Origin of the sequence: Pseudomonas sp. BIGb0381, assembly GCF_024809815.1 — a bacterium.
Lineage (GTDB): Bacteria > Pseudomonadota > Gammaproteobacteria > Pseudomonadales > Pseudomonadaceae > Aquipseudomonas.
In genome coordinates, this window is sequence record NZ_JANUEN010000001.1 from 951,646 (window position 1) to 974,421 (window position 22,776).

At 61.8% G+C, this 22,776-nt stretch carries 27 protein-coding genes; 16 read left to right on the top strand and 11 right to left on the bottom strand.

Annotated features, from left to right (window positions below; translation table 11 throughout):
* The first annotated feature begins 1 nt into the window (after position 1).
* The 4 genes from M2397_RS04505 (at position 2) to M2397_RS04520 (ending at position 3,187) form a co-directional block, all read left to right on the top strand.
* A complete protein-coding gene (locus M2397_RS04505) occupies positions 2 to 601 on the top strand; it encodes a class I SAM-dependent methyltransferase (protein WP_131698912.1) in 600 nt (199 codons plus the stop codon).
* Positions 602 to 723: 122 nt separating this feature from the next.
* Positions 724 to 1,857 (top strand): ribonuclease D, encoded by a 1,134-nt coding sequence (gene rnd, locus M2397_RS04510; protein ID WP_131698913.1) that lies wholly within the window; start codon positions 724 to 726, stop codon positions 1,855 to 1,857.
* On the top strand, positions 1,854 to 2,147 hold the full coding sequence (locus M2397_RS04515; protein ID WP_065938924.1) for a YcgL domain-containing protein: 294 nt from the start codon (positions 1,854 to 1,856) through the stop codon (positions 2,145 to 2,147). The genes rnd and M2397_RS04515 overlap by 4 nt, the downstream gene beginning before the upstream one ends.
* Positions 2,148 to 2,254: 107 nt before the next feature.
* On the top strand, positions 2,255 to 3,187 hold the full coding sequence (locus M2397_RS04520; protein WP_145334871.1) for a D-2-hydroxyacid dehydrogenase: 933 nt from the start codon (positions 2,255 to 2,257) through the stop codon (positions 3,185 to 3,187).
* Between the two features lie 61 nt (positions 3,188 to 3,248).
* Here M2397_RS04520 and M2397_RS04525 read toward each other — a convergent pair whose 3' ends face one another.
* On the bottom strand, positions 3,249 to 3,833 hold the full coding sequence (locus tag M2397_RS04525) for a nitroreductase family protein (protein WP_259242357.1): 585 nt from the start codon (positions 3,831 to 3,833) through the stop codon (positions 3,249 to 3,251).
* A 153-nt stretch (positions 3,834 to 3,986) separates the two neighbouring features.
* Here M2397_RS04525 and M2397_RS04530 point away from each other — a divergent pair, with 153 nt between their 5' ends.
* Both M2397_RS04530 and M2397_RS04535 read left to right on the top strand, forming a co-directional pair.
* A complete protein-coding gene (locus tag M2397_RS04530; RefSeq protein ID WP_003172524.1) occupies positions 3,987 to 4,436 on the top strand; it encodes a YcgN family cysteine cluster protein in 450 nt (149 codons plus the stop codon).
* Positions 4,437 to 4,449: 13 nt separating this feature from the next.
* Positions 4,450 to 5,670: a hypothetical protein gene (locus M2397_RS04535; RefSeq protein ID WP_145334869.1), complete on the top strand. Its 1,221-nt coding sequence runs from the start codon at positions 4,450 to 4,452 to the stop codon at positions 5,668 to 5,670.
* Positions 5,671 to 5,728: 58 nt separating this feature from the next.
* Here the strand turns inward: M2397_RS04535 and M2397_RS04540 are convergent, their stop codons facing one another.
* The 3 genes from M2397_RS04540 to M2397_RS04550 all read right to left on the bottom strand — a co-directional run bounded on the left by M2397_RS04540 (position 5,729) and on the right by M2397_RS04550 (position 7,172).
* Entirely contained in the window at positions 5,729 to 6,094 is a 366-nt protein-coding gene (locus M2397_RS04540; protein ID WP_259242358.1) for a DUF2892 domain-containing protein, read from the bottom strand.
* A gap of 67 nt (positions 6,095 to 6,161) precedes the next feature.
* Complete coding sequence (locus tag M2397_RS04545; RefSeq protein ID WP_010563721.1) at positions 6,162 to 6,629, bottom strand: RNA methyltransferase; 468 nt, start codon at positions 6,627 to 6,629, stop codon at positions 6,162 to 6,164.
* Between the two features lie 168 nt (positions 6,630 to 6,797).
* Positions 6,798 to 7,172 carry a YajD family HNH nuclease gene (locus M2397_RS04550; RefSeq protein WP_003210675.1) on the bottom strand — a complete coding sequence of 125 codons (375 nt, stop codon included), beginning with the start codon at positions 7,170 to 7,172 and terminating at the stop codon, positions 6,798 to 6,800.
* A gap of 106 nt (positions 7,173 to 7,278) precedes the next feature.
* On the opposite strand from M2397_RS04550, the gene M2397_RS04555 reads away from it, so the two are divergent.
* On the top strand, positions 7,279 to 8,199 hold the full coding sequence (locus M2397_RS04555; protein ID WP_259242359.1) for a ParB/Srx family N-terminal domain-containing protein: 921 nt from the start codon (positions 7,279 to 7,281) through the stop codon (positions 8,197 to 8,199).
* A gap of 40 nt (positions 8,200 to 8,239) precedes the next feature.
* On the opposite strand, the gene M2397_RS04560 is transcribed toward M2397_RS04555, so the two are convergent.
* A complete protein-coding gene (locus M2397_RS04560; RefSeq protein WP_058411058.1) occupies positions 8,240 to 8,926 on the bottom strand; it encodes a spermidine synthase in 687 nt (228 codons plus the stop codon).
* A gap of 78 nt (positions 8,927 to 9,004) precedes the next feature.
* On the opposite strand from M2397_RS04560, the gene M2397_RS04565 reads away from it, so the two are divergent.
* Positions 9,005 to 9,283, top strand: coding sequence for a hypothetical protein (locus M2397_RS04565; protein ID WP_090407826.1), 279 nt, complete (start codon positions 9,005 to 9,007; stop codon positions 9,281 to 9,283).
* On the opposite strand, the gene M2397_RS04570 is transcribed toward M2397_RS04565, so the two are convergent.
* Entirely contained in the window at positions 9,280 to 9,753 is a 474-nt protein-coding gene (locus M2397_RS04570) for a cyclic nucleotide-binding domain-containing protein (protein WP_131698919.1), read from the bottom strand. The two genes, M2397_RS04565 and M2397_RS04570, sit on opposite strands and share 4 nt — an antisense overlap.
* Positions 9,754 to 9,821: 68 nt before the next feature.
* Positions 9,822 to 11,864: a S9 family peptidase gene (locus tag M2397_RS04575; RefSeq protein WP_259242360.1), complete on the bottom strand. Its 2,043-nt coding sequence runs from the start codon at positions 11,862 to 11,864 to the stop codon at positions 9,822 to 9,824.
* 24 nt (positions 11,865 to 11,888) lie between these two features.
* Between M2397_RS04575 and M2397_RS04580 the strand changes: the two genes are divergently transcribed.
* From M2397_RS04580 to M2397_RS04590, 3 genes are read left to right on the top strand one after another with little or no spacing between them, the layout of a single operon-like run.
* Positions 11,889 to 12,422, top strand: coding sequence for an MFS transporter (locus tag M2397_RS04580; protein WP_131698921.1), 534 nt, complete (start codon positions 11,889 to 11,891; stop codon positions 12,420 to 12,422).
* Between the two features lie 30 nt (positions 12,423 to 12,452).
* Positions 12,453 to 13,229 carry a class II glutamine amidotransferase gene (locus M2397_RS04585; RefSeq protein ID WP_053136626.1) on the top strand — a complete coding sequence of 259 codons (777 nt, stop codon included), beginning with the start codon at positions 12,453 to 12,455 and terminating at the stop codon, positions 13,227 to 13,229.
* An 11-nt stretch (positions 13,230 to 13,240) separates the two neighbouring features.
* Positions 13,241 to 13,783 (top strand): DUF2937 family protein, encoded by a 543-nt coding sequence (locus tag M2397_RS04590; RefSeq protein WP_027604263.1) that lies wholly within the window; start codon positions 13,241 to 13,243, stop codon positions 13,781 to 13,783.
* A 34-nt stretch (positions 13,784 to 13,817) separates the two neighbouring features.
* Here the strand turns inward: M2397_RS04590 and M2397_RS04595 are convergent, their stop codons facing one another.
* Positions 13,818 to 14,732 carry a LysR family transcriptional regulator gene (locus M2397_RS04595; RefSeq protein WP_259242361.1) on the bottom strand — a complete coding sequence of 305 codons (915 nt, stop codon included), beginning with the start codon at positions 14,730 to 14,732 and terminating at the stop codon, positions 13,818 to 13,820.
* Positions 14,733 to 14,907: 175 nt separating this feature from the next.
* Here M2397_RS04595 and M2397_RS04600 point away from each other — a divergent pair, with 175 nt between their 5' ends.
* From M2397_RS04600 to M2397_RS04610, 3 genes are read left to right on the top strand one after another with little or no spacing between them, the layout of a single operon-like run.
* Entirely contained in the window at positions 14,908 to 15,648 is a 741-nt protein-coding gene (locus M2397_RS04600) for a 5-oxoprolinase subunit PxpA (protein WP_131698924.1), read from the top strand.
* Positions 15,645 to 16,349 carry an allophanate hydrolase subunit 1 gene (locus M2397_RS04605; protein WP_259242362.1) on the top strand — a complete coding sequence of 235 codons (705 nt, stop codon included), beginning with the start codon at positions 15,645 to 15,647 and terminating at the stop codon, positions 16,347 to 16,349. Before M2397_RS04600 ends, M2397_RS04605 begins: the two co-directional genes overlap by 4 nt.
* Positions 16,346 to 17,254, top strand: a complete 909-nt coding sequence (locus M2397_RS04610) for a biotin-dependent carboxyltransferase family protein (protein ID WP_131698926.1) — start codon at positions 16,346 to 16,348, stop codon at positions 17,252 to 17,254. Before M2397_RS04605 ends, M2397_RS04610 begins: the two co-directional genes overlap by 4 nt.
* Before the next feature lie 46 nt (positions 17,255 to 17,300).
* Here the strand turns inward: M2397_RS04610 and M2397_RS04615 are convergent, their stop codons facing one another.
* The 3 genes from M2397_RS04615 to M2397_RS04625 form a co-directional block, all read right to left on the bottom strand.
* Positions 17,301 to 18,479: a VWA domain-containing protein gene (locus M2397_RS04615; RefSeq protein WP_259242363.1), complete on the bottom strand. Its 1,179-nt coding sequence runs from the start codon at positions 18,477 to 18,479 to the stop codon at positions 17,301 to 17,303.
* Positions 18,479 to 19,324, bottom strand: a complete 846-nt coding sequence (locus M2397_RS04620; RefSeq protein WP_003210690.1) for a MoxR family ATPase — start codon at positions 19,322 to 19,324, stop codon at positions 18,479 to 18,481. Before M2397_RS04620 ends, M2397_RS04615 begins: the two co-directional genes overlap by 1 nt.
* A gap of 99 nt (positions 19,325 to 19,423) precedes the next feature.
* Complete coding sequence (locus M2397_RS04625) at positions 19,424 to 20,500, bottom strand: DUF748 domain-containing protein (protein ID WP_145334857.1); 1,077 nt, start codon at positions 20,498 to 20,500, stop codon at positions 19,424 to 19,426.
* Positions 20,501 to 20,628: 128 nt separating this feature from the next.
* Between M2397_RS04625 and cysK the strand changes: the two genes are divergently transcribed.
* Positions 20,629 to 21,603, top strand: a complete 975-nt coding sequence (cysK, locus tag M2397_RS04630) for a cysteine synthase A (RefSeq protein WP_108574007.1) — start codon at positions 20,629 to 20,631, stop codon at positions 21,601 to 21,603.
* A gap of 127 nt (positions 21,604 to 21,730) precedes the next feature.
* On the top strand, positions 21,731 to 22,669 hold the full coding sequence (locus M2397_RS04635; protein ID WP_131698929.1) for an aspartyl/asparaginyl beta-hydroxylase domain-containing protein: 939 nt from the start codon (positions 21,731 to 21,733) through the stop codon (positions 22,667 to 22,669).
* Positions 22,670 to 22,776 lie beyond the last annotated feature (107 nt).

Here is a 22,776-nt window from a genome sequence, read left to right on the forward strand (position 1 = left end):
GATGTCGCCACAACCTCCATCCTCCATCGAGATCGAATACGCCGAGCGCTGCGACCGCGAGCACGCCAGGGTCTGCGGTGACACGCGCCCGCCCGGCGTGCGCCAACGCCTGGCCTCATGGCGTGATGCACGGCTGGTGCGCCATGCGCTGAAGGTCGCCGGCGAGCCGGGGCTGATCCTGGACCTGGCCTGCGGCTCGGGACGCTTCTGGCCGGTGTTGGCCGAACACATCAACCGGGTGATCCTGGCGTCGGACAACTCCCAGGACATGCTCGACCACGCCCGCACCCACCATCCGGCGTCCTTGCTCAAGCGCGTCAAGACCTTTCAGGGCTCGGCGTTTTCCATCGGCTTGTCGGCGAATGCGGTGGACTGCATCTTCTGCCTGGAATTGTTTCGTCATGTGCCCGGCACCGAAGGGCGCATGGCCTTGCTGCGCGAATTTCATCGGGTCAGCCGCGATACGGTGATTGTCTCGGTGCAGTCGCGTATCACCGTGGAAGAAGAATTTCGCCAGGCCGGATTCAAGGTCTTGAATCAACAGGAATTCATGCCGGGGTCCAGCCTGTGGCGGGTCTACGTTCTGCGTAAGAAAGGATAACTCCCGCTTGTCGGACTATTCTTCATGTCCTGTCTGAGTTTTCATGGTTGCCTGTGCACTGCGGATGCTCGCTAGCCCCTTTCGCGATATATACTGCGCGCCATTCTTCAAGGGAGAGCCGTGTGGCCATCGATATTCACTGGATCTGCGACAACGATAGCCTCGGCCAGCATTGCGCCGAATGGCAGCAGTTGCCATTCGTCGCCCTCGACACCGAATTCATGCGGGTCGACACCTTTTATCCCATTGCCGGGCTGATCCAGATTGGTGATGGCGTACGCGCTTACCTGATCGATCCCCTGACCATCGACAACTGGCAACCCTTGGCCGCTTTGCTGGAGAACCCAGCGGTGATCAAGGTGGTGCACGCCTGCAGCGAAGACCTTGAGGTGTTGCTGCGCCTGACCGGCAGCCTGCCGGTGCCGCTGTTCGACACCCAATTGGCCGCCGCTTACCTGAACCTTGGCTTCTCCATGGGCTACTCGCGCCTGGTGCAAGCCGTGCTCGATATTGAGCTGCCCAAGGGCGAGACCCGCTCGGACTGGCTGCAGCGGCCATTGTCCGAGACCCAGGTGAGCTACGCCGCCGAAGACGCCGTGCACCTGGCCGAGGTCTACATTCGCCTGCGCCCGCGGTTGTCGGACGATAAATACGCCTGGGTCCTGGAAGATGGCGCCGAACTGGTTGCCAACCTGCGCCGCGAAGTCGACCCGTACGAGGTGTACCGTGACGCCAAGCTGGCGTGGAAACTGTCCCGTGCCCAGCTCGCCGTCTTGCGTGAACTCTGCGCCTGGCGCGAGCAGCAGGCCCGCGCCCGCGACCTGCCGCGCAACCGCATCATTCGCGAACACTCGCTGTGGCCCCTGGCCAAATCCCAGCCGGACAACCTCGCCGCCCTGGGCAAGATCGAAGACATGCACCCGCGTACCGTGCGCCAGGATGGCCAGTTCCTGCTGGACCTGATCAAGCGTGCTGGCAGCGTGCCTATGGACCAGTGGCCGCCTGCCGTGGCTGAACCGCTGCCGGTGGACGCTGCCACGCTGATAAAGCAACTGCGTGCCCTGGGCCAGACGTTCGCCGAGCGCCTGGAGATGGCGCCGGAACTGATGCTGCGCAAGAAAACCCTCGAAGCCCTGGTTAAAAGTGGCTACCCCGATGGGCCTTATAAATTGCCAGACTCGCTGCGTGGCTGGCGCCGCGAGTTGATGGGCCAGGCGCTGCTCGACAGCCTGGCCACTGCCGGAGAACAGCCTTGAAACGTATTTGCTCCATCTATCGCAGCTTGAAAAAAGACGGCATGTACCTCTACGTGCTCAAAAGCGACGCGCTGGAGCGCGTGCCGGAGCCGTTGATGGCGGCCTTCGGTAAACCGCACCACGCGTTCGACATGGTACTGACACCCGAGCGCAAGTTGTCCCGCGAAGACATCGTCGTGGTGCTGGAAAACCTCGACAAGCAGGGCTACCACCTGCAAATGCCGCCGGCCGAGGACGAGTACATCGAGCACTTGCCCGAAGAGCTGCTGCGTCGCAACGACCCGATGTGATCGGGCAGTGCCCCGCCCGGGGCACAGGTTTCAATGGAATCGTATTAGTGGGCGGTGGCCGTAGGGAAGCGGGCGGCCGTCTGCACTGTTTTTGAAAGGTTTGAACCATGCGTGTTCTGATTGCTGAACAGGATCACCCGCTCTACGCCCAATTGCTCAATGACGCCGCGCCGGACCTTGAGGTGCTCACCAGCGGCGACTCGGCCGAACTCTCGCGCCTGGCCGCCGATTGCCCGATATGGCTGGGCCAGCCGGACCTGTTGGCGACGCTGCTGCGCCAGGGCCACCAGCCGCAGTGGCTGCAATCGACCTGGGCCGGCATCACGCCGCTGCTGGCCGAAGGCTTGCCCCGCGACTATCGCCTGACCCGCGCCGTCGGTATTTTTGGCCAGGTCATGGCCGAGTTTGTCCTCACCTACATGCTGGGTCACGAGCGCGAAGTACTCGCGCGGCTGGTCAGCCAGGTCGAGCGCAAGTGGGACAGCCGCACCGGCCAGAGCCTGGCAGGGCGCAAGGCGTTGATCGTGGGCACCGGCGATATTGGCCGCAGCGTGGCAGAGTTCCTCGTACCGTTTGGCGTCAAGCTGTACGGCATTGCCAGTACCGCGCGGGAACAAGCGCCGTTTATCGAAGTGGCCGGCCTCGACCAACTGGGCCGGTTGGTGGGGGAGGTGGACTACGTGATCAACCTGCTGCCCAACACACCGAATACCCATGATCTGTACGACGCCGCGCTGTTCAAGCAATTCAAGCCGACCGGCCTGTTCATCAACGTTGGGCGCGGTGTGGCGGTGGTGGATGCCGACCTGGTCGAAGCCCTGAAAGAAGGACACCTGGCCGGCGCGGTGATCGACGTGTGCCGCCAGGAACCGTTGCCGCAACGCCACCCGTTCTGGACCGCCTGGGGCCTGTTGTTGACCGGACACAGCTCCGCGCCGACCTCGCCGTCGATGATGGTGGAGTTGTTCCTGGAAAACCTACGTGCGTACAAGGCCAAGCAAGCCCTGCGTGGGGAAGTGGATTTCGAGCGCGGTTACTGAGCCGACGCGGGAAGAAAATGTGGGAGGGGGCTTGCTCCCACATTTTAATAGTGCGTCAGTTTCAGAGGCTGAAGTCACCTTCCGACACCAACTCGCTCAGCGGCTTGCGCGGGCTTGGCACTTCACGGCCTTGCAGGTACTCCGGCAAGGTCGATTTGTCGCCCAGCTTGCCCACCGCAACGGCGGCATGCAGCGCATAACCCTCTGGAATCTTCAGCTCCTTGCGCGTCAGCTCCTGATCGAAGCCGGCCATGCCGTGGGTGTGCCAGCCGCTGAGGCTGGCTTGCAGCGCCAGGTGGCCCCAGGCCGAGCCGGTGTCGAAGGTGTGCCACAGGGCCGGGGTTTCTTCCGTGGCGCCGGGGGCGATGAAGTCGGTTTTCGAGGCGATGATCACCAGCGCCGACGCATGCTGCGCCCAGCTACGGTTGAATTCATTCAGCAGGTCCAGGAAGCGCTCCCAATCCGGCGTGTCACGGCGCGCATAGAGAAAACGCCAAGGCTGCGAGTTGTAGGCCGACGGTGCCCAGCGTGCGGCTTCGAAAAAGCTCAGCAGGGTTTCCTGCGGGATGCTCTCGCCGGTAAAGGCGCGCGGCGACCAGCGTTCGGTGAACTGGGTATGGATCGGGTAATCGGCAACGCGTGTCATGGACAGCTCCTGATCGTCAATTCGGCGCTCAAAGCTACTGCGCCCCCACTAGACTGACAAGTCTTGGAACGCCGTCAGTCGTAAGCGCTTGGCCCCAGGGGTCTTGGGCACTAGACTGGCGGCCTTTTCACCTACCGATACCGATGTAGAGCCATGGCCGCCAAAGTCGAACCTTTCTGGATACGCAAAACCCTTGAACACCTCGACCAGGAGGAGTGGGAGTCGTTGTGCGACGGCTGTGGCCTGTGCTGCCTGCAAAAGCTTGAGGATGAAGACGACAACAGCGTCTATTACACGCGCATAGCCTGCAAACTGCTGGACCTGAAAACCTGCCAGTGCACTGACTACCCCAACCGCCGCGCCTCGGTGCCCGACTGCATCCAGCTGACCCCAGGCCAGGCCGACCAGTTCAAATGGCTGCCGCCCACCTGTGGTTACCGCCTGGTCAGCGAGCGCAAGGACCTGCCGTTGTGGCACCACCTGGTTTGCGGTGACCGCGACGCCGTGCACCACGAACGCATTTCCCAGTCCGGGCGCATGCTCAGCGAAGGCAGCGTGCCCGAAGACGACTGGGAGGATTACCTGATCTTCCGCGCGGGCTGAACAAGGAGTGTGTATGAGGGCGGGAACCAAGCTGGCGGCAAGCCTGGTGTTGCTGGCGTTGAGCATGCCTGCGTGGTGCGCGAAGAAGGTCGATGTGGATTATCACGTCAAGCTGCTGCCCCAGAGCGATCAGGCCGAGGTGCGGGTGAGCCTCTCCCAGGGCTCGGCGGTGCGTAGCCTGAACTTTGACCTGGGGCGCGCTGGCGACTACAGCGACTTCAAGGCCGATGGCCAGTGGAGCGTCACTGATCATCGTGGCCTGTGGCAACCCAGCGCCGGCAAGGCCAGCCTGACCTACCGTGTACGCCTGAGCCACGCGCGCAAACCGGGTATTTATGAGGCGCGGATGACGCCGAGCTGGGCGCTGTTTCGCGGCGAAGACCTGGTGCCCCCCGCACGCCTCGACCAGCAGGACGGTGTGGAGCTGGTCTCGCGCCTGATGTTCGAACTGCCGGCCGGCTGGAAAAGCATCGAAACCGCCTGGCCGCGCATCGGCAAGAACAAATTCCGCATCGACAACGTCTCGCGGCTGTTCGACCGGCCCACCGGCTGGATGCTCGCCGGCACCCTCGGCAGCCGCCGCGTGCGCCTGGGCGAGACCGAAGTGACCATCGCCTCGCCCAAGGGCCAAGCCATGCGGCGTATGGATGTGTTGACACTGCTGACCTTTGTCTGGCCGCAGGTCGAAGCGGCGTTCCCACGTCATCCGGCCAAGCTGTTGGTGGTGGGCGCCAGCGACCCGATGCGCCGTGGTGCGTTCTCGGCGCGCGACTCGATCTACCTCAACAGCCGCACGCCGCTGGTCAGCGAGAACGGCAGCAGCCCGTTGATTCGCGAAGTGGTGCAGGCGATTGGCCGCTTCAACGACCACGACAGCAGCGACTGGATCAGCGAGGGGCTGGGCGAGTACTACGCCATCGAATTGGTGCGCCGCGCAGGCGGGGTTACCGATGAGCGCTATCAGGCGATACAGGCGCGGTTGGCCAAGGAGGGCAAGGACGTGACCAGCCTGCGCGGCGACCACGTCAGCGGCGCGACGGTGTCACGGGCGGTGCTGGTGTTGCAGGAGCTGGACCGCGAGATCCGCGTGAAAACCCACAACAAGCGCTCCCTCGATGACCTCGCGCAAGCGGTGATGCGCGCCAACAGCATCACCACTGCGGAGTTCGTGCAGTTGGCGGAGAGCATCATCGGCGAATCGTCGGTGGTGCTCGACAGCAAGTTGTTACGCTGAGTCTTCGCCATACACAAAACAAAATGTGGGAGGGGTAAGCCTCCTCCCACATTTGAATCTAACCAGTGGTTTTAATGGCCTTCTCAGCCGCCACTTCCGCCTTGGTCTTAAGGCTTTTCAGCTCTGCACCCGCACGCTCGATCTTCGTGCGCACTCTGTTCATTTCCTGGCGGCCCTGTTCCAGCTTGTCTTTAAGCGTACTGTGCCCGGTAAAGCCACGAGCCAGCGCCACACCGCCGATCGCCACCTGAATCAACCCAAAAATCCCGCCACGGCGCAGACCTTTGCCCACCATCATCACGCCACCGGCCACTGAGCCGATGCGTTCCCAGCCATGCACGTTCTGGGTGGGCTGATTTTGGGGAGACGGGTTCTGGAAGGGGGTGTGTTCGATGATAGGTCGCAAGGTTTTGCTGTCGCTCATGATCTGTCTCCAACAAGGGCAAGTGTATGCAGCTGACTGCGTGCAAGCGCCGGATGTTCCCAAAAAATCAGTACTTGGGGCCCGAACGGGTGTTGTTGCCCTTGGCCATGCGGTCGTAGAGCACCACGTTGACGGTGGCAGCGAGGTTCATGCAGCCAGTGGTCGGGATGTACACGACGTCTTCGCACCAGTCGCGGATGTCTTTATCCAGCGACCCGTCTTCAGGGCCGAAGATATACAGCGCGCGGTCGGGGTGGGTGTATTCGGGCAGCGGGCGGGCGCCTTCCACCAGCTCCACGGCGACCGGGATGCAGCCCAGCGGCAGGATCTTCTTCAGGTCATCGATGCCGATCAGCGGAATATCGTGGTGGACCTTCTTGGTGTCGGTGATGAAGTCCCGCGCGCGCTCGTAACGCACGCCGGTGTAGAACACCGAGGCCACGCCGTAGCAGCCGGCGGCACGCATGACCGAACCAACGTTTTCGGGGGATTTGGGGTTGTACAGACCGATGCAGCTGTAGCGTTTATTGCCCACGGGGAAGGGTGCCTTGGAGAAAAACGGCGATTATACGGCTTGAAGGTGATGTATTGCTTGGGCTAACGCTATCGGGAGCAAGCCCCCTCCCACATTTGAAAGTGTTCACAACTCAAAATGTGGGAGGGGGCTTGCTCCCGATGAGGCCAGAACAGGCGACGACACTCTTCAGTCGTCTTTCTTCATCAACCCCGCCAACGCCGCAAACGGGTTGTGCGTAGCCTTGGCGATCGTCGGGCTGCTGGTGGAGCCTTCGCCGAAGTACTGCTGGTCGGTGTAGCGCGAGTGTTCGTTGTCGTGGCAGTACAGGCACAGCAACTCCCAGTTCGAGCCATCCTGGGGATTGTCATCATGATTGTGGTTACGGTGGTGTACGGTCAGTTCACTCAAGCGCTTGCCGGCGAACTCACGGGCGCAGCGGCCGCACACGTGCGGGTACATCTTCAGGGCTTTGTCGCGGTAGCCCATTTCCCGGTCGCGCTGGGCATCGGCAAGGATGCGGTCCAGCTTGGCGGTGTGGGAGGGCGGGTTGGTCGAGCTCATCATGGCTCCTGGCTATTTGGTGGTCACGGATAGGGTTGATTCTAGCCGCTTGCGCCGCAAATGACCGCTAGGATCGATTTACTTTACTCATAAGGATCTGAAAAACATGCGTCTGCTTTCATGGACTGTTGCACTGCTACTGAGTGTCGCTACCCTTCAGGCCCAGGCGTTCTCGACGCCCAAACCCGGGCAGGTGGTCGAAGTTGCCCTTGAACAATTGCATCCGACCCAAGCAGTGGTGGGCTTCGACCAGATCTATTACAGCCTGGGCTTGTTCGCCGACAAACCCGCCAAGGTCTTCGATGAATACTGCGAAACCAACGGCCAGGGCGAGGCCGACAAGGTGCCCAACAAGGCTGACCTGCACCAGCCCGACAGCTTCACCTGCAAGGACCCGCTGGGCACCCATCCCGAAGACATGAAAACCGTGGTGGTCGGCCCCGCCGGCCAGCTGTACCTGACCGACGGTCACCACAGTTTCACCACCTTGTGGGAAGTGCCCGGCGGCGGCCCGCGCTTGAAGATGTGGGTCAAGGTCACCGACGACTTCAGCAACAGCCCGAACATGGCGAGCTTCTGGCAGCGCATGGAAGCGGCCCGCAAGGTCTGGCTCAAGGACAACCAAGGCCAGACCTTGCCGCCGGAACAACTGCCGGCGCACCTGGGGTTCAAGAACCTGCAGGACGACACCTTCCGCAGCCTGGTGTATTTCACTCGCAAGGCCGCCTATGGCAAGCCGGATGGCGGCGAGATCGCACCGGAGTTCCTGGAGTTCTATTGGGGCAACTGGCTGCGCACGCAGATTGATCTGGGCCAGTACAACCTGAACAAGAAAGGCGGCTACAAGGACGCTATCGAAGCGGTCGCCAAGCGCATGGTCGGCCTGGCGCCGGGCTCACAGGTGGGTGACAGCGGTTTCACCGCCCATCAACTGGGCGGCATGACCCAGTTGGACCGCGATGAGCTGCAGAAGACCTTCGACAAAAAAGTGCCGTACGTGATCGACTACCGCAAATCCCACGACTGACGGGGATAGAAATGGGGGAGGGGTGTCTTGAGAATCGTGCTCAGCCCTTGAGCTTCTCCGCTATCCAGATGGTGTGCCGGGTGCCCTTGTTGCCGTGGGCAAACACCTGCACTTCCTCGGCCTTGAAACCGGCCTTGCGCAGTTTGTCGCTGAACAGCTTGTCGGCGCTGGCGGACCATACCGCCAGTACGCCCTTGGGCCGCAAGGCCTTGGCGCAGGCGGCCAGGCCACCGGCTGAGTAGAGCCAGCTGTTGGCCTTCTGCGTGAGGCCTTCGGGGCCGTTGTCGACGTCGAGCATGATCGCGTCAAAGCCCTGGGGCTCGGCCTGCAACACCTTGGCCACGTCTTCCATGCGGATCACCGTGCGCGGGTCCAGCAGTGGGCGGCCGGACTTTTCCCCCAGCGGCCCACGGTTCCATTCCACAACACCGGGCACCAGTTCCGCCACCACCACTTCGGCGGTCTTGCCCAGGTGCTTGAGCGCCGAGGCCAAGGTGAAGCCCATGCCCAACCCGCCGATCAACACCCGTGAGCCCGGGCGCCCCGCGACCTTGCGGCAAGGGATTTCCGCCAGCGCGTCTTCGGAGCCGTGCATGCGCGTGTTCATCAACTGGCCGCCGTCACCGCCCTGGATCTTGATGACAAAGTCTTCACCGTATTCGAACAGGCACAAGGCACCGCCGTTGTCGGGGATCGGGGTGGTGTCCAGCAGAACGAAACGTTTCATGGAAATCTCATTGGGAAGGGCATTCTTGCGCGGTTGGGAGTAGCCTTACGACATTCCGGTCAGGCCATGGAGCCATCGATGAAGTGCAGCATTCTAACGGTCATTGTGTTGAGCGCGCTCGCATTGGGTGCGGCGCAGGCTCAGGAGTTGCAAACCGTACCGGTGGCACCGGCACCTACCCCAGGCGCACCGGGCACGCCGACGCCGACGCTGTATCCGCAGATCACCCCGCCGGCCGTGCCGAAGACGAACGGCTCACCGCCGTTGGTGCCCATCGTATTGCCGACACCGCCGAAGGACCAGACGGTGCCTGGCCTGCAGCAGAACGACAGCAAACCGAAGACGCCCGGCGGTTAAAACGGTTGGGAGAGTAATTGCCCATCGGCCATGCGCAGGCGCTTGGACAACGCGATGGCGATTGCGCGGATGATCTTCGCCGCCACACGCGGCGTTTCATTGAGCATCTTTTCCAGGGCGTCCTTGCCCAGGTTCAACAGCACGCAGTCACTGGCGGCCACGCAGCTGGCCGAGCGCCGCTCACCGTCAAGCACCGCCATCTCACCAAAGGCCCGGCCGCTGCGCAGGGTGGCGATGGTCAGGCGCTGGCCGGTGTGGTTGGTTTTCTGCACCGCCACCTGGCCGCTGTGGATGATGCACATGAAGGTGCCGGCATCGCCCTCGAGGAAAATCACCTCGCCCTCGGCAATGCTGCTGATATTGAAGTAGCCGGCGGCGACGTAAAAGTCTTCCGGCAGCAAAGGGTCGAACAGGCCGCAATCCATGAGCATGTCGCGGATTTCGGTATTCATTAGCGTCGGTAGTGCCATGGCTGCAATCTTGGTCCATCAATCAGGAGGCGGTCCTGTGTTCAGACAGGGCCGCCCCGCTAAGTTCCTTAAATCAGCCCCAGCGCCTTGAACACAAATGCATATTCGAGTGCTACGTCACGTAATCCCTGGTAACGACCGCTCATCCCGCCGTGGCCGGCACCCAGTTCGGTCTTGAGCAACAGCAGGTTGTCGTCCGTCTTGGTGTCGCGCAACTTGGCCACCCACTTGGCCGCCTCCCAGTACTGCACGCGACTGTCGTTGTAGCCGGCGATCACCAGCGTGGCCGGATAGGCCTGGGCGCTGACGTTTTCGTACGGCGCGTAGGCCTTGATGCGTTCATACACTTCGGGCTCTTCGGGGTTGCCCCACTCGTCGTACTCGGTGATGGTCAGCGGCAATTCCGGGTCGAGCATGGTGTTGAGTACGTCGACAAACGGCACTTCGGCAATCGCCGCCTGGAACAGCGCCGGACGCTGGTTGAGCACCGCGCCGATCAACAGGCCGCCGGCACTGCCGCCGCTGATGACCAGTTGCTTGGAGGTGGTCAGGCCCTCGGCGATCAGGTGCTCGGCACACGCGATAAAGTCGCTGAAGGTGTTCTGTTTGTGTTCCTGCTTGCCATTGCGATACCAGGCTTCACCCAGTTCGCCACCGCCGCGCACATGCGCAATGGCGAACGCCACGCCACGGTCCAGCAGGCTCAGGCGTGCATGGGAGAACCACGGGTCGAGGCTTGAGCCATAGGCGCCGTAGCCATACAGGTACAACGGTGTCGGCTTGCCGAGCTGGTCGCGCTTGACCACCAGGCTGATCGGCACCTGGGTGCCATCGGCGGAAGTGGCCCACAGACGCTGGCTGACGTAGTCATCGGCATTGAACACGCCGAGCACCGGGGTTTCCTTGAGCACCTGCTGCGCGCCGCTGGCCAGTTCCAGCTGGCGTACCTGGGCCGGGCGGTTCAGGGCTTCATAGCGCAGGCGGATCTTGTCGCTGACGAATTCCAGGCTGTTCTGTACGTAGAGGCTGTAGGCGGCGTCGGGCAATTCCACGCGATAGGCTGGCACGCCTTGGGGGTGCACTTCGATCACCGGCAGGCCGCCGATGCGCAGGCTCAGGGTCATGGCGTTGACGTTCAGGCTGACGCCGTCGAGCATCACATCGTCGCTGTGGGGGATCAGGTTCTGCCACTCATCCTCAGTCGGCACGTCGCCAATGTCGGTAGCCACAAACAGGGCGTAGTTGATGCCATCACGGTTGCTGCGGATAAACCAGGTCCACGCGCCATTCAGTTGGCCGTGGTCGACATCGTATTCATGGTCCTCGACCCGTGGCGCCAGGCAGGTGAAGTCCAGGTGCGGCTGGTTGGCGTCCAGCGCCCAGATTTCGCTGGTGGTCTTGCTGCCCAATGACAGCAGCAACTGGCGCTCGGAACTGGAACGGTAGCAATGCAGGAAGAAACGCCCGTCGGGCTCATGGAATACTTCCTGCGCCGCCGTGCCATCCAGGCGGTAGCGATACAGCTTGTGCGGGCGGTGGGTGTCGTCCAGCTCGCCGAAGAACAGGGTCAGGCTGTCATTGGCCCAGGTCATGCTGCCGTCGCAATCCTGAAACTCCAGTTCGCTGACTTTGCCCGTGGCCAATTCCTTCACGAACAGGGTGTAGATCTCTTCGCCACTGGTATCGAGGCTGTAGGCCAGGCGCTGGTGGTCGGGGCTGATGCTGAATGCGCCGAGGGAAAAGAAGCCGCCGTTGGCCAGCACGTTCGGGTCCAGCAACAGCTCTTCGCTGCTGTCGTCCACCTGGTTGCTGTCGTCGGCCGGGCGGCGGCAGCGGTAGTGGCGGGCGTATTCGTCACCGGCGGTGGTGCGCGTGTAATACAGGTACGGGCCCCAGGGGGAGGGCAGAGACAGGTCGGTTTCGAGAATGCGGCCCTTGATCTCCTCGAACAGGGTTTCGCGCAGGGCCTGCTGGTCGGCGAGCTGGGCTTCCTGGAAGGCATTTTCGGCCTTCAGGTAATCAAGGACTTCAACGCTGTCGCGCTCTTGCAGCCAGGCGTATGGGTCCTGGCCTGGGGCTTTACGGGCAATCGGGGCGGTCGATGAAGGCATGGAGCACTCTCTGTCTGGCGGAAGGTGGCAGGCATTGCAGCCGCGACACGCAAAAGCCGTTATCATAGCCGCCTGTTTGCCTACCTTGCCATGGACACCATGACCGAGAACGACTATCTGACCGCTTGGGGCCTTTACGCCTTCGCCGCTTTGGGCTGCCTGTTGGTGTGGTGGCGCATGACCCGCTGGATCTGGCGCTGGCTGCGCGAGCCGCTGCAGTTGCTCATGGCGGTGCTGCTGTTGAGCCCGACCATCGTCGACCCGGTCAAGACTCAGTTCGCGCCGGCCGTGGCCATCACGGCGCTGGACCTGGTGCTCAAGGTCGGCAATAACGCCTGGCGGGCCATTTCCGATTTGTTCATGTACACCATGATCGCCTTTGGTGTGTACATCGTGTTTGTGCTGATCCGCTGGCCCATCGAGCGCGCCGCCAACGCCCGCCGTGAGCGCAAGGCTGCCACCGATGCCGCCTTGGCCGCCGAGCCTGTGGACGAAGACGACGAGCCGTTCCGCCGTCCTGCACCGGTGAGCGGTATGCGGGTCGAACCGCGCCTTTAACGTTGTCCGCCCTGCAGTGAGAGCCCTGGCATGTGTGAATTATTGGGCATGAGTGCCAACGTCCCCACCGATATCGTGTTCAGCTTTACCGGGCTGATGCAGCGTGGTGGGCGCACCGGCCCCCACCGCGACGGTTGGGGCATCGCTTTCTACGAAGGCCGTGGCCTGCGCCTGTTCCAGGACCCGGCCGCGAGCAGTGAGTCGGAAGTCGCTCTGCTGGTGCAGCGTTACCCCATCAAGAGTGAAGTGGTGATCGGGCATATCCGCCAGGCCAACGTCGGCAAGGTGAGCCTGGCCAACACCCACCCGTTCGTGCGCGAACTGTGGGGCCGCAACTGGTGTTTCGCCCACAACGGCCAACTGGCGGACTTCACCCCCCGCGCCACCTTCTACCGCCCGGTAGGCGATACCGACAGCGAAGCGGCCTTTTGCGACCTGCTCAACCGCGTGCGCGAAGCCTTCCCCGAGCCGGTGGACATCGAACAGATGCTGCCGGACCTGATCGCCGCCTGTGCCGAATACCGCAGCAAAGGCGTGTTCAACTGCCTGCTCAGTGATGGCGACTGGCTGTTTTGCTATTGCTCGACCAAATTGGCGCAGATCACCCGGCGTGCACCGTTTGGCCCGGCGCGCCTCAAAGATGTCGACGTGATCGTCGATTTTCAGGCCGAAACCACCCCCAACGATGTGGTGACGGTGATTGCTACCGAACCGTTGACCGACAACGAAAACTGGACCCGTTACGAACCGGGCCAATGGAGCCTGTGGCGACGCGGTGAATGCGTCAGCCAGGGCGTTACCGAGTAAGGATATCGACCATGTTGCTCAGTTATCTGCGGTTGGTGCTGTTTGCCATTGGCCTGTTGGTCGGCGTGCAAGTGCCGGGGTTTATCAACGACTACGCCAAGCGCGTCGAAGCCCACCTGATCGAGGCGCAGACCGGCCTGAGCGGGTTTGAAACCACCGCGCGGCAGTTCTTCAACGGTGACTTGAAGGCCTTGGTGGCGCATTACCGTGCCAGCGATGACCCGGTGTTCCAGAGCGATGCCAACAGCCTGGGCGCGATGCTTGACCGCCAGGTGGCGTTGGACAAGCAATTCCAGGCCATGCAAGGCCCGTGGTACATCCGCGCCCTGCAAGTGGCGGTGGCCGCCGACCCGGATATCCGCCTGGAAACCTGGAACGGCTACAGCTACCAGATCCTGCTGACCCCCGAAGCCATGGGCTGGGGCCTGGGCGGGGCGATGCTGCTGTCGTTCGGCCTGGAGTGCCTGTTCCGCCTGATCGACTGGGTGGTGCTGGGCGGCAAGCGCTTGCGCCAGAGCCGGCCAATCGAAGAGCGGGACCTGAAAGGTCTCTAAAGACCGCCCCTCCCACAGTTTTAATCGAGTTTCGTCAGGGGGTCAGCAGCATCCGCTCTTCGCCGACTTCCTCGGCATAGCGGGCAACGACCTTCTGGCACAGCCCCACAATTTCCTCCACCAACTCCACGCCCACACGCCACGACACCACCACCTGCAGGTTCGGCAGTTTCTGCGCCATCGGCAACATCACCAATTCACCCCGCGCCAACTCTTCCCTGACCAGCACCGGCGGCAGTGCGCCAATCCCGAAGCCATCGCGCAACAACCGGGTAATCGCCGACACCGAGTTCACGCAGTTCATCCGTGGCGCGGCCACGCCGTTGGCTTGCATCAGGCTGAGGACGTCCTGGTGCGGATGGGAGTTTTTCGAATAGGTGATGATGCGCTCCTGGGCCAGTTCGGCGAGGGACGCGTAGTCGCGGTTGTAGATCGACTGGCTGGCGACGATCCAGGCCATGGGGTGGCTGCCCAGTTCCAGGCTGCGCACGGTTTCCAGGCGCAGCAGGTCGGTTTGCAGGATCAGATCGAGAAAACCTTTTTGCAGCTGATCGCTGAGGTTAAGTGCGGTATCGGCGACCAATTCGATTTCCACCAAAGGGAAGTGGTCCATCAGCTCCGCCACCAACGGGCTGAGCCAGGTATGGATCACCGTGTCCATTGCGCCGATCCGGATGCGTCCGACCTTGCTGCTGGTGGTTTCCAGGGACTGTTTCAGGCCCTGCATGGTCACCATCATCTGCTCGGCATAATCGAGCACCTTCAAGCCTTCCGGGGTCAGGCTCACACCCCGTGAATCACGCAGAAACAGCTTCACCCCCAGCTCGCTCTCCAGCACGGCGATGCGGCTGGAAATCGAGGCTTGGGTGGTGAACAGCTTCTCGGCGGTCAGGCGGAAGCTCTTGAGCTTGGCCACCCAGACGAAGGTTTCGAGGAACTTCAAATTCATGGGATCAACTTTTTCTTATGCATGGATCGGTTTTTATTAGTTGGACGCAGCACCGGGCAAGCGCCAAAAATCGAGCCATTCCACGATAAGCGCCGTTGGGGTATCAGGACAAGTTGCGAGTTCTGCGTAAAAAATCCCACACTACAAAAAAACAAAGCCTACAGGAGCAACCACCGTGAGCCGTCTGCTATTGAATTGCGACATCGGCGAGAGCTTTGGCAACTGGACCATGGGTCTGGACGCCGAGGTCATGCCATTCATCGATTGCGCCAACGTGGCTTGCGGCTTTCATGCCGGCGACCCGAGCATCATGCGCAAGACCGTCAGCCTGGCGCTCAAGCACGGCGTACAGGTAGGCGCGCACCCGGCGTATCAGGACCTGCAAGGCTTTGGCCGCCGCTCCATGGCCTACACGCCCGAGGAAATCCAGGACCTGCTGCATTACCAGATCGGCGCACTGGATGGCATCTGTCGTGCCCAGGGCGGGCGGGTCAGCTACGTCAAACCTCACGGCGCGATGTACAACGACATGATGGCTAACCCGGCGCAACTGCGGGCGGTGATCCAGGCGGTGGCTGCTTATGGCGACCTGCCGTTGATGCTGCTGGCCACCCGCGACAACAGTGCGGCTCAGGCATTGGGTGATGAGTATGGGGTAATCCTGTGGTTCGAAGCCTTTGCCGACCGTGCATACGACAGTAACGGCCACCTCGTTTCGCGCCAGTTGCCGGGCGCTGTGCACCATGATCCCGAGGTCATCGTCCACCAATCATTGACGCTCTCTCGTGGCGAACCCCTGACCGCCAGCGATGGCAGCTCGTTGTTATTGCGCGCCAATACCCTGTGCGTACATGGCGACAACGCCAGCTCGGTCGCTGCCGTAAAGCGCATCCGTGAGGCGTTGAAGCCGGTATGAAGCTACGGATTGAAGTGGTGGCCATCGACTGCCTGATGGTGCGGCTGTTCGACGTGATCGCCGAGGCCAATATGCCGTGGATGCTTGCCGCCACCCAGCGCCTGCGAGCCGGTTTCGGCACGGCACTGGTAGACCTGGTGCCGTCCTACACCACCTTGATGCTGCATTACGACCTCACCGCGTTGAACCCGGCCCAGGCGCGGGCATTGATCGACCAGGCCCTCGCCGACCTGCAACCCCAGGCCCAGGGCAGCGGCCAGTGCCATGTGCTGCCGGTTTGGTATGACCTGAGTGTCGGCCCTGAACTGACGTTGCTCGCCCAGCGCAGTGGCCTGGCCGTCGACGAGGTGATCCGCCGCCACAGCGCCCACGAATACCAGGTGTTCGCCCTCGGCTTCGCCCCCGGTTTTGCCTTTATGGGGCTGGTGGATGAGATCCTCGCCACACCGCGCCTGAGCACGCCACGCAAACGCGTGGCGGCCGGCAGTGTGGGCATCGCCGAGCGGCAAACCGCCGCCTACCCGGTGGTGTCCCCCGGTGGCTGGAACCTGATTGGCCGCACCCCGGCCAATCTGTTTGACCGCGAGCGCGACGGCTACAGCCTGATGCAGCCCGGTGACACGGTGCGTTTTGAATCCGTCAGCCACGCCGAATTTATCAATCTGGGTGGCGATGACACGCCGTTGGAGGCGCAGGCATGAGCCGCTTGATCATCGAGGCCAGCACGCCGCTGTGCCTGTTGCAGGACGCCGGTCGTTTTGGCGTGCGCCACCTGGGCGTAACCCAGGGCGGCGCGCTGGATTGGGTGTCAATGTCGTGGGCCAACTGGCTGTTGGGCAATGCGCTGAATGCGCCGGTAGTGGAAATCACCTTGGGTGGTTTTACCGTACAGGCCGAGGACTACTGTCTGCTGGCGTTGGCCGGGGCGGATTTGGGCGCGTATATCGACGAACGTGCGATCAGTCCCGGGCGCAGTTTTATCCTGCAGAAGGGTCAGCGCCTGCGCTTTACCCAGCCGTTCAGCGGCGCGCGGGCTTACCTGGCCGCGCCGGGCGGGTTTGATGCGCCGGATGTGCTGGGCAGTTGTGCCACGGTGGTCCGTGAGGAACTGGGCGGGCCGGACGGTTTCGGCAAGGCCCTGGCCGAAGGCGGGCGCTTGGCCTATTCCGGTACCGGCGGAGCGATGAAAGTGCTGAGCGCACAGGCGTTACCCGCCAAGGCGCCGCTGGATGTGATCGTCGGCGCCCAAATTGGCCAGTTCAGCGGCCAGAGCCTGTTCGATGCCTTCAACACCGACTGGGCCCTGGACAGTCGCGCCGACCGCATGGGCATGCGCTTGCTCGGTACGCCGTTGCAGTACCAAGGGCCGTCGCTGATTTCCGAAGGGATCCCGTTGGGCGGCATCCAGGTGCCGCCGGATGGGCAGCCGATTGTGTTGCTCAATGATCGGCAGACCATTGGCGGGTATCCGCGTCTGGGCGCGTTGACGCCATTGGCGCTGGCGCGGCTGGCGCAGTGTTTGCCGGGGGAGAAGGTGAGGTTGGCGCCGGTGGTGCAGGAAACGGCGCATCGGCAGCATGTCGAGTATTTGCGCCGATTTACATAACACCGCCCCTCCCACATGAGATCTCCTGCATTATGGGGGTCGGCGTTTATTTGGAGAGGAAGCGCATCCCTTCCTCAAGCCCGCGCAGCGTCAGCGGGTACATCTGATCCTCCACCAACTCCCGCACAATCCCCGTCGAGGCCGTATAGCCCCACGTATCCTTGGGATACGGGTTTATCCAGATCAGCTTCTTGTACTTGGCCATGAAGCGCTGCATCCACACATACCCCGGTTCTTCATTCCAATGCTCGACGCTGCCGCCGGCCTGGGTGATTTCATACGGCGCCATCGACGCATCGCCGATAAAGATCACTTTGTAATCGGCACCGTACTTGTGCAGCAGGTCCTGGGTGGAGGTGCGCTCCGAGGTGCGGCGCTGGTTGTTCTTCCACACCGACTCGTACACGAAGTTGTGGAAGTAAAAGTACTCCAGGTGCTTGAACTCGGTCTTGCACGCCGAGAACAGCTCTTCGCAGATCTTCACGTGGGCGTCCATCGAGCCGCCGATATCGAACAGCAACAGCAGTTTGATGGTGTTGCGCCGTTCCGGGCGCATCTGGATATTCAGCAGCCCGGCATCGCGGGCGGTGTGGTCGATGGTGCCGTCGATGTCCAGCTCTTCGGCCGCACCCTGGCGGGCGAACTTGCGCAGGCGGCGCAGGGCGATCTTGATATTGCGCGTGCCCAGTTCCACCTGCTCATCGAGGTTCTTGTACTCGCGCTGGTCCCAGACTTTTACCGCCTTGCCCTGGCGCTTGCCGGCGTCGCCGACGCGAATGCCTTCCGGGTTGTAGCCGCCGGAGCCGAACGGGCTGGTACCGCCGGTGCCGATCCATTTGTTGCCGCCGGCGTGGCGTTCTTTCTGTTCTTCCAGGCGCTTTTTGAATTCCTCGATCAGCTTGTCGAGGCCACCCAGGGATTGGATCTGCGCGCGTTCTTCATCGCTCAGCGAGCGCTCGAATTCCTTGCGCAGCCACTCTTCGGGGATCAGCGCCTGCAGGTGGTCGTCGAGCTTTTCCAGGCCGTTGAAATAGGCGCTGAAGGCACGGTCGAACTTGTCGAAATGCCGCTCGTCCTTGACCAGGATCGCCCGGGCCAAGTAGTAAAACTCGTCCATGTCGGCGAAGGTCACGCGCTGTTTCAGCGCGTTGATCAGGTCGAGCAGCTCGCGCACCGACACCGGGACCTTGGCGGCCCGCATTTCATTGAACAGGTTGAGCAACATTAGCGATTACCGCGACGGCTCATGAATGCCAGACGTTCCAGCAACTGCACGTCTTGCTCGTTCTTGACCAAGGCACCCGCCAGGGGCGGGATGGCCTTGGTGGGGTCGCGCTCGCGCAGCACCGCTTCGCCGATATTGTCGGCCATCAGCAGCTTGAGCCAGTCGACCAGTTCGGAGGTGGACGGTTTTTTCTTCAGGCCCGGCACTTTGCGTACGTCGAAGAACACGTCCAGCGCTTCGCTGACCAGGTCTTTCTTGATGTCGGGGTAGTGCACGTCGACGATTTTTTGCAGGGTGGTGCGGTCGGGGAAGGCGATGTAGTGGAAGAAGCAGCGGCGCAGGAACGCGTCCGGCAGCTCTTTTTCGTTGTTGGAGGTAATGATGATGATCGGGCGCTTCTTGGCCTTGATGGTCTCGTCGATTTCGTAGACGTAGAACTCCATCTTGTCGAGTTCTTGCAGCAGGTCGTTGGGGAACTCGATGTCAGCCTTGTCGATTTCATCGATCAGCAGGATCACCCGCTCCTCGGACTCGAACGCTTCCCAGAGCTTGCCTTTCTTGAGGTAGTTGCGCACGTCGTGCACCTTGTCCACGCCCAGCTGCGAGTCGCGCAGGCGGCTGACCGCGTCGTACTCGTACAGGCCCTGGTGGGCCTTGGTGGTGGACTTGATGTGCCAGGTGATCAGCTTGGCGCCGAAGGACTCGGCCAGTTGTTCGGCGAGCATGGTCTTGCCGGTGCCGGGCTCGCCCTTGACCAGCAGCGGGCGCTCCAGGGTGATGGCAGCGTTGACGGCCAGTTTCAGGTCGTCGGTGGCAACGTAGGCCTGGGTGCCTTCGAACTTCATCGGTCATTCCTCGAATTCATCAATGCCCGACTATACCGCGAGGCCCCGGCGACTGTGAACGCAGACGGGTTATTCAGTCTCTGAATGACCGGTCACGGCTCAATCCGCCGAGGGCTTGGGCTGTTCATAGCGCGCATTGAACGCCTGGATAAAACCATTGCGTAAAATCGCCAAAAATGCGGAGAACGCGCTGACATTTTGCTGGTGTACGCTGCCACTCAGCTCCACGCGGGTGGCGAACTGGTTCTTCGCCTGGTTCTTCAGCACGGTCTCGCTGGTGCCCACCACCGCCTCCCAGATCGAACGAAAGATGTTCTTGTCCTTGTTCTCCACGTCCTGTTGCCAGTCGAAGACCTCCACATCGCGCAGCAGCGGCTTGATGTAGCCGGTCAACTGGCCTTTTTCCGCCTGGGCTTCAATCACCACGTCCCCGGTGCCGGCCTTGAAGTCGAACTTGCCGTAGGCCGAGGCGAAGTCGTTCATGCGCTTGAGCTGCAAGTCCCTGGCGCGGAAGCGAAACTCGAAATTCTCGAAATTGCTCAGCGGGTCGAAAGTGGCGGTGGCTTCCAACGGGGCCTGGCCTTGCAGCAGGGCTTTGCCGTCGAAGCGCGCGTCGCGCCGGCCTTTGACGTCCACCACATTGGTCAGGTTGTAGAAGCTGGCGTTGACGTCGGTCGCGTCGATCTTCACCACAGGTTTGGAACTGAAGTTGTGGAAGGCGATCTTGCCGTCTTCGATGCGTACTTCGTCGAGGGTGATGGGAGCCAACTTACTCAACTGCTCGCGCCAGTCGGTACCCTTACCGGTCTGGGAGGCTTGCTTGTTGGCGCCGCCGTCGACGAAGTTCACTTCGGGCTCGATAAACAGCACTTTGGCCACTACCGCGTGGTCGTACCAGAGAGCGTGCCAGCTCACCGCCAGGTCGATCAGCGGCGCCTTGACGAACGGGACGGGCACCTTGCCGTCGACCTTGATGATTTCAAGGCCGTTGATCCGGTACGCGCCACGCCACAGCGCGAGGTCCACGTCGGTCACCTGGCCGCGGTAATCGCCCATGTTCGCGAGCTTGTCATTCAGGTAGTTACGCACCAGATAGGGCAGCGCGATGCTCATGGCGACCAGGACCACCAGCAATCCGGCAATGGTCCATAGTGGCCAGCTGTAGCGACGTTTCATGGGGAGAGTCCTCTGTCCATATAGTGGGGTGGACCTCTGCGACAGGCGCAACGTTCCTTCGACTGGACGCTTTGCAACACGAGGCATACCCTTGGAGCCTTTCTGAAAACCGCCTAATAGGACCCGCCATGAGCCGCATCTTTGCAGACAACGCGCACTCCATCGGTAACACGCCCCTGGTTCAGATCAACCGTATCGCACCGCGTGGCGTGACCATCCTGGCCAAGATCGAAGGACGTAATCCGGGCTACTCGGTGAAGTGCCGCATTGGCGCAAACATGATCTGGGACGCCGAAGGCACCGGCAAACTCAAGCCGGGCATGACCATCGTGGAACCGACTTCCGGCAATACCGGTATCGGCCTGGCCTTTGTCGCCGCTGCCCGTGGTTACAAGTTGCTGCTGACTATGCCGGCGTCCATGAGTATCGAACGCCGCAAGGTGCTCAAGGCCCTCGGCGCCGAGTTGGTACTGACCGAGCCGGCCAAAGGCATGAAGGGCGCCATCGACAAAGCGGGCGAGATCGTTGCCAGCGACCCGGCCACCTACTTTATGCCGGCCCAGTTCGAAAACCCGGCCAACCCGGCCATCCACGAAAAAACCACCGGCCCGGAAATCTGGAACGACACCGATGGCGCCGTGGACGTGCTGGTGGCGGGCGTCGGCACGGGTGGGACCATCACTGGTGTGTCGCGCTACATCAAGAACACGGCGGGCAAGCCGATCCTGTCGGTGGCTGTCGAGCCGATGGTGTCGCCGGTGATCACCCAGGCCCTGGCCGGTGCAGAGATCAAGCCCAGCCCCCACAAGATCCAGGGCATTGGCGCCGGGTTCGTGCCGAAAAACCTCGACCTGTCGATGGTCGACCGCGTGGAGCTGGTGACCGACGACGAGTCCAAGGCCATGGCCCTGCGCCTGATGCAGGAGGAGGGCATCCTGTGCGGTATCTCCTGCGGTGCCGCCATGGCCGTGGCCGTGCGCCTGGCCGAGAAACCGGAAATGCAGGGCAAGACCATCGTGGTGATCCTGCCGGACTCCGGTGAGCGCTACCTGTCGAGCATGCTGTTCAGCGATTTGTTTACCGAGCAAGAAAACCAGGCTTGATTTATGTCAGCCGGTCAGCCTGGGCCTTCTGCATAATGGCCCAACTGTTTATCATGGCCGGCTGTTACGTCTGGTCTCCCATCGCCGGGAGGCTGTTGGCCAGGCGCTTATTTCCAGGAGTTGCTGCATGACCTTTTCTTTGGCCGCCAAACTGTCGGTGCTGTTGCTGTTTATCGGCAGCACGCTGTATGTGCACTTGCGCGGCAAGGCCCGTTTGCCGATGTTGCGTCAGTTCGTCAACCATTCGGCGCTGTTCGCCCCCTATAACGCCTTGATGTACCTGTTTTCGGCGGTGCCATCCAAGCCGTACCTGGACCGCAGCAAGTTTCCGGAACTGGACGTGCTCAAGGACAACTGGGAAGTGATCCGCGAAGAGGCCATGCACCTGTTCGACGAGGGTTATATCCGCGCCGCCGAAAAGAACAACGACGCCGGTTTTGGTTCGTTCTTCAAGAAGGGCTGGAAGCGTTTCTACCTCAAGTGGTACGACAAACCCCTGCCATCGGCCGAGGCGCTGTGCCCGAAAACCGTGGCGTTGGTGAGCAGCATCCCCAACGTCAAGGGCGCGATGTTCGCGCTGTTGCCGGGCGGCAGCCACCTCAACCCGCACCGTGACCCGTTTGCCGGTTCCCTGCGTTATCACCTGGGCTTGTCCACGCCGAATTCCGACGACTGCCGCATCTTTGTCGACGGCCAGGTGTATGCCTGGCGCGACGGTGACGACGTGATGTTCGACGAAACCTACGTGCACTGGGTGAAGAACGAAACCGAGCAGACCCGCGTGATCCTGTTCTGCGACATCGAACGCCCGCTGAGCAATCGCCTGATGACCCGCGTCAACCGCTGGGTCAGCAAGCAACTGGGCCGCGCCACCGCGCCGCAGAACCTCGACGACGAGCGCGTCGGCGGCATTAACCAGGCGTATGCCTGGAGCAAGACCTTCAGCGACAAGTTCAGCGGCGTGGTCAAGCAGTGGAAGCGCAAGCATCCGAAGGCTTACCGCATTGCGCGGCCGGTGCTGGCGGTAGTGGTGCTGGTGCTGTTGTGGAAGTGGTTGTTCGGCTGATCTGAAACGTTAAACGCGGTTAAAGTGTGGGAGGGGGCTTGCTCCCGATGGCGGTGGATCAGTCATAGATGTTTTGACTGACATACCGCTATCGGGAGCAAGCCCCC

Excerpts from the sequence above, each read along its gene's own strand:
- M2397_RS04505 (WP_131698912.1), top strand. The coding sequence starts at position 2 with ATGTCGCCACAACCTCCATCCTCCATCGAGATCGAATACGCCGAGCGC.
- M2397_RS04520 (WP_145334871.1), top strand. The coding sequence starts at position 2,255 with ATGCGTGTTCTGATTGCTGAACAGGATCACCCGCTCTACGCCCAATTG.
- M2397_RS04525 (WP_259242357.1), bottom strand. The coding sequence starts at position 3,833 with ATGACACGCGTTGCCGATTACCCGATCCATACCCAGTTCACCGAACGC.
- M2397_RS04530 (WP_003172524.1), top strand. The coding sequence starts at position 3,987 with ATGGCCGCCAAAGTCGAACCTTTCTGGATACGCAAAACCCTTGAACAC.
- M2397_RS04535 (WP_145334869.1), top strand. The coding sequence starts at position 4,450 with ATGAGGGCGGGAACCAAGCTGGCGGCAAGCCTGGTGTTGCTGGCGTTG.
- M2397_RS04540 (WP_259242358.1), bottom strand. The coding sequence starts at position 6,094 with ATGAGCGACAGCAAAACCTTGCGACCTATCATCGAACACACCCCCTTC.
- M2397_RS04550 (WP_003210675.1), bottom strand. The coding sequence starts at position 7,172 with ATGAGCTCGACCAACCCGCCCTCCCACACCGCCAAGCTGGACCGCATC.
- M2397_RS04555 (WP_259242359.1), top strand. The coding sequence starts at position 7,279 with ATGCGTCTGCTTTCATGGACTGTTGCACTGCTACTGAGTGTCGCTACC.
- M2397_RS04560 (WP_058411058.1), bottom strand. The coding sequence starts at position 8,926 with ATGAAACGTTTCGTTCTGCTGGACACCACCCCGATCCCCGACAACGGC.
- M2397_RS04565 (WP_090407826.1), top strand. The coding sequence starts at position 9,005 with ATGAAGTGCAGCATTCTAACGGTCATTGTGTTGAGCGCGCTCGCATTG.
- M2397_RS04570 (WP_131698919.1), bottom strand. The coding sequence starts at position 9,753 with ATGGCACTACCGACGCTAATGAATACCGAAATCCGCGACATGCTCATG.
- M2397_RS04575 (WP_259242360.1), bottom strand. The coding sequence starts at position 11,864 with ATGCCTTCATCGACCGCCCCGATTGCCCGTAAAGCCCCAGGCCAGGAC.
- M2397_RS04585 (WP_053136626.1), top strand. The coding sequence starts at position 12,453 with ATGTGTGAATTATTGGGCATGAGTGCCAACGTCCCCACCGATATCGTG.
- M2397_RS04590 (WP_027604263.1), top strand. The coding sequence starts at position 13,241 with ATGTTGCTCAGTTATCTGCGGTTGGTGCTGTTTGCCATTGGCCTGTTG.
- M2397_RS04595 (WP_259242361.1), bottom strand. The coding sequence starts at position 14,732 with ATGAATTTGAAGTTCCTCGAAACCTTCGTCTGGGTGGCCAAGCTCAAG.
- M2397_RS04605 (WP_259242362.1), top strand. The coding sequence starts at position 15,645 with ATGAAGCTACGGATTGAAGTGGTGGCCATCGACTGCCTGATGGTGCGG.
- M2397_RS04610 (WP_131698926.1), top strand. The coding sequence starts at position 16,346 with ATGAGCCGCTTGATCATCGAGGCCAGCACGCCGCTGTGCCTGTTGCAG.
- M2397_RS04615 (WP_259242363.1), bottom strand. The coding sequence starts at position 18,479 with ATGTTGCTCAACCTGTTCAATGAAATGCGGGCCGCCAAGGTCCCGGTG.
- M2397_RS04620 (WP_003210690.1), bottom strand. The coding sequence starts at position 19,324 with ATGAAGTTCGAAGGCACCCAGGCCTACGTTGCCACCGACGACCTGAAA.
- M2397_RS04625 (WP_145334857.1), bottom strand. The coding sequence starts at position 20,500 with ATGAAACGTCGCTACAGCTGGCCACTATGGACCATTGCCGGATTGCTG.
- cysK (WP_108574007.1), top strand. The coding sequence starts at position 20,629 with ATGAGCCGCATCTTTGCAGACAACGCGCACTCCATCGGTAACACGCCC.
- M2397_RS04635 (WP_131698929.1), top strand. The coding sequence starts at position 21,731 with ATGACCTTTTCTTTGGCCGCCAAACTGTCGGTGCTGTTGCTGTTTATC.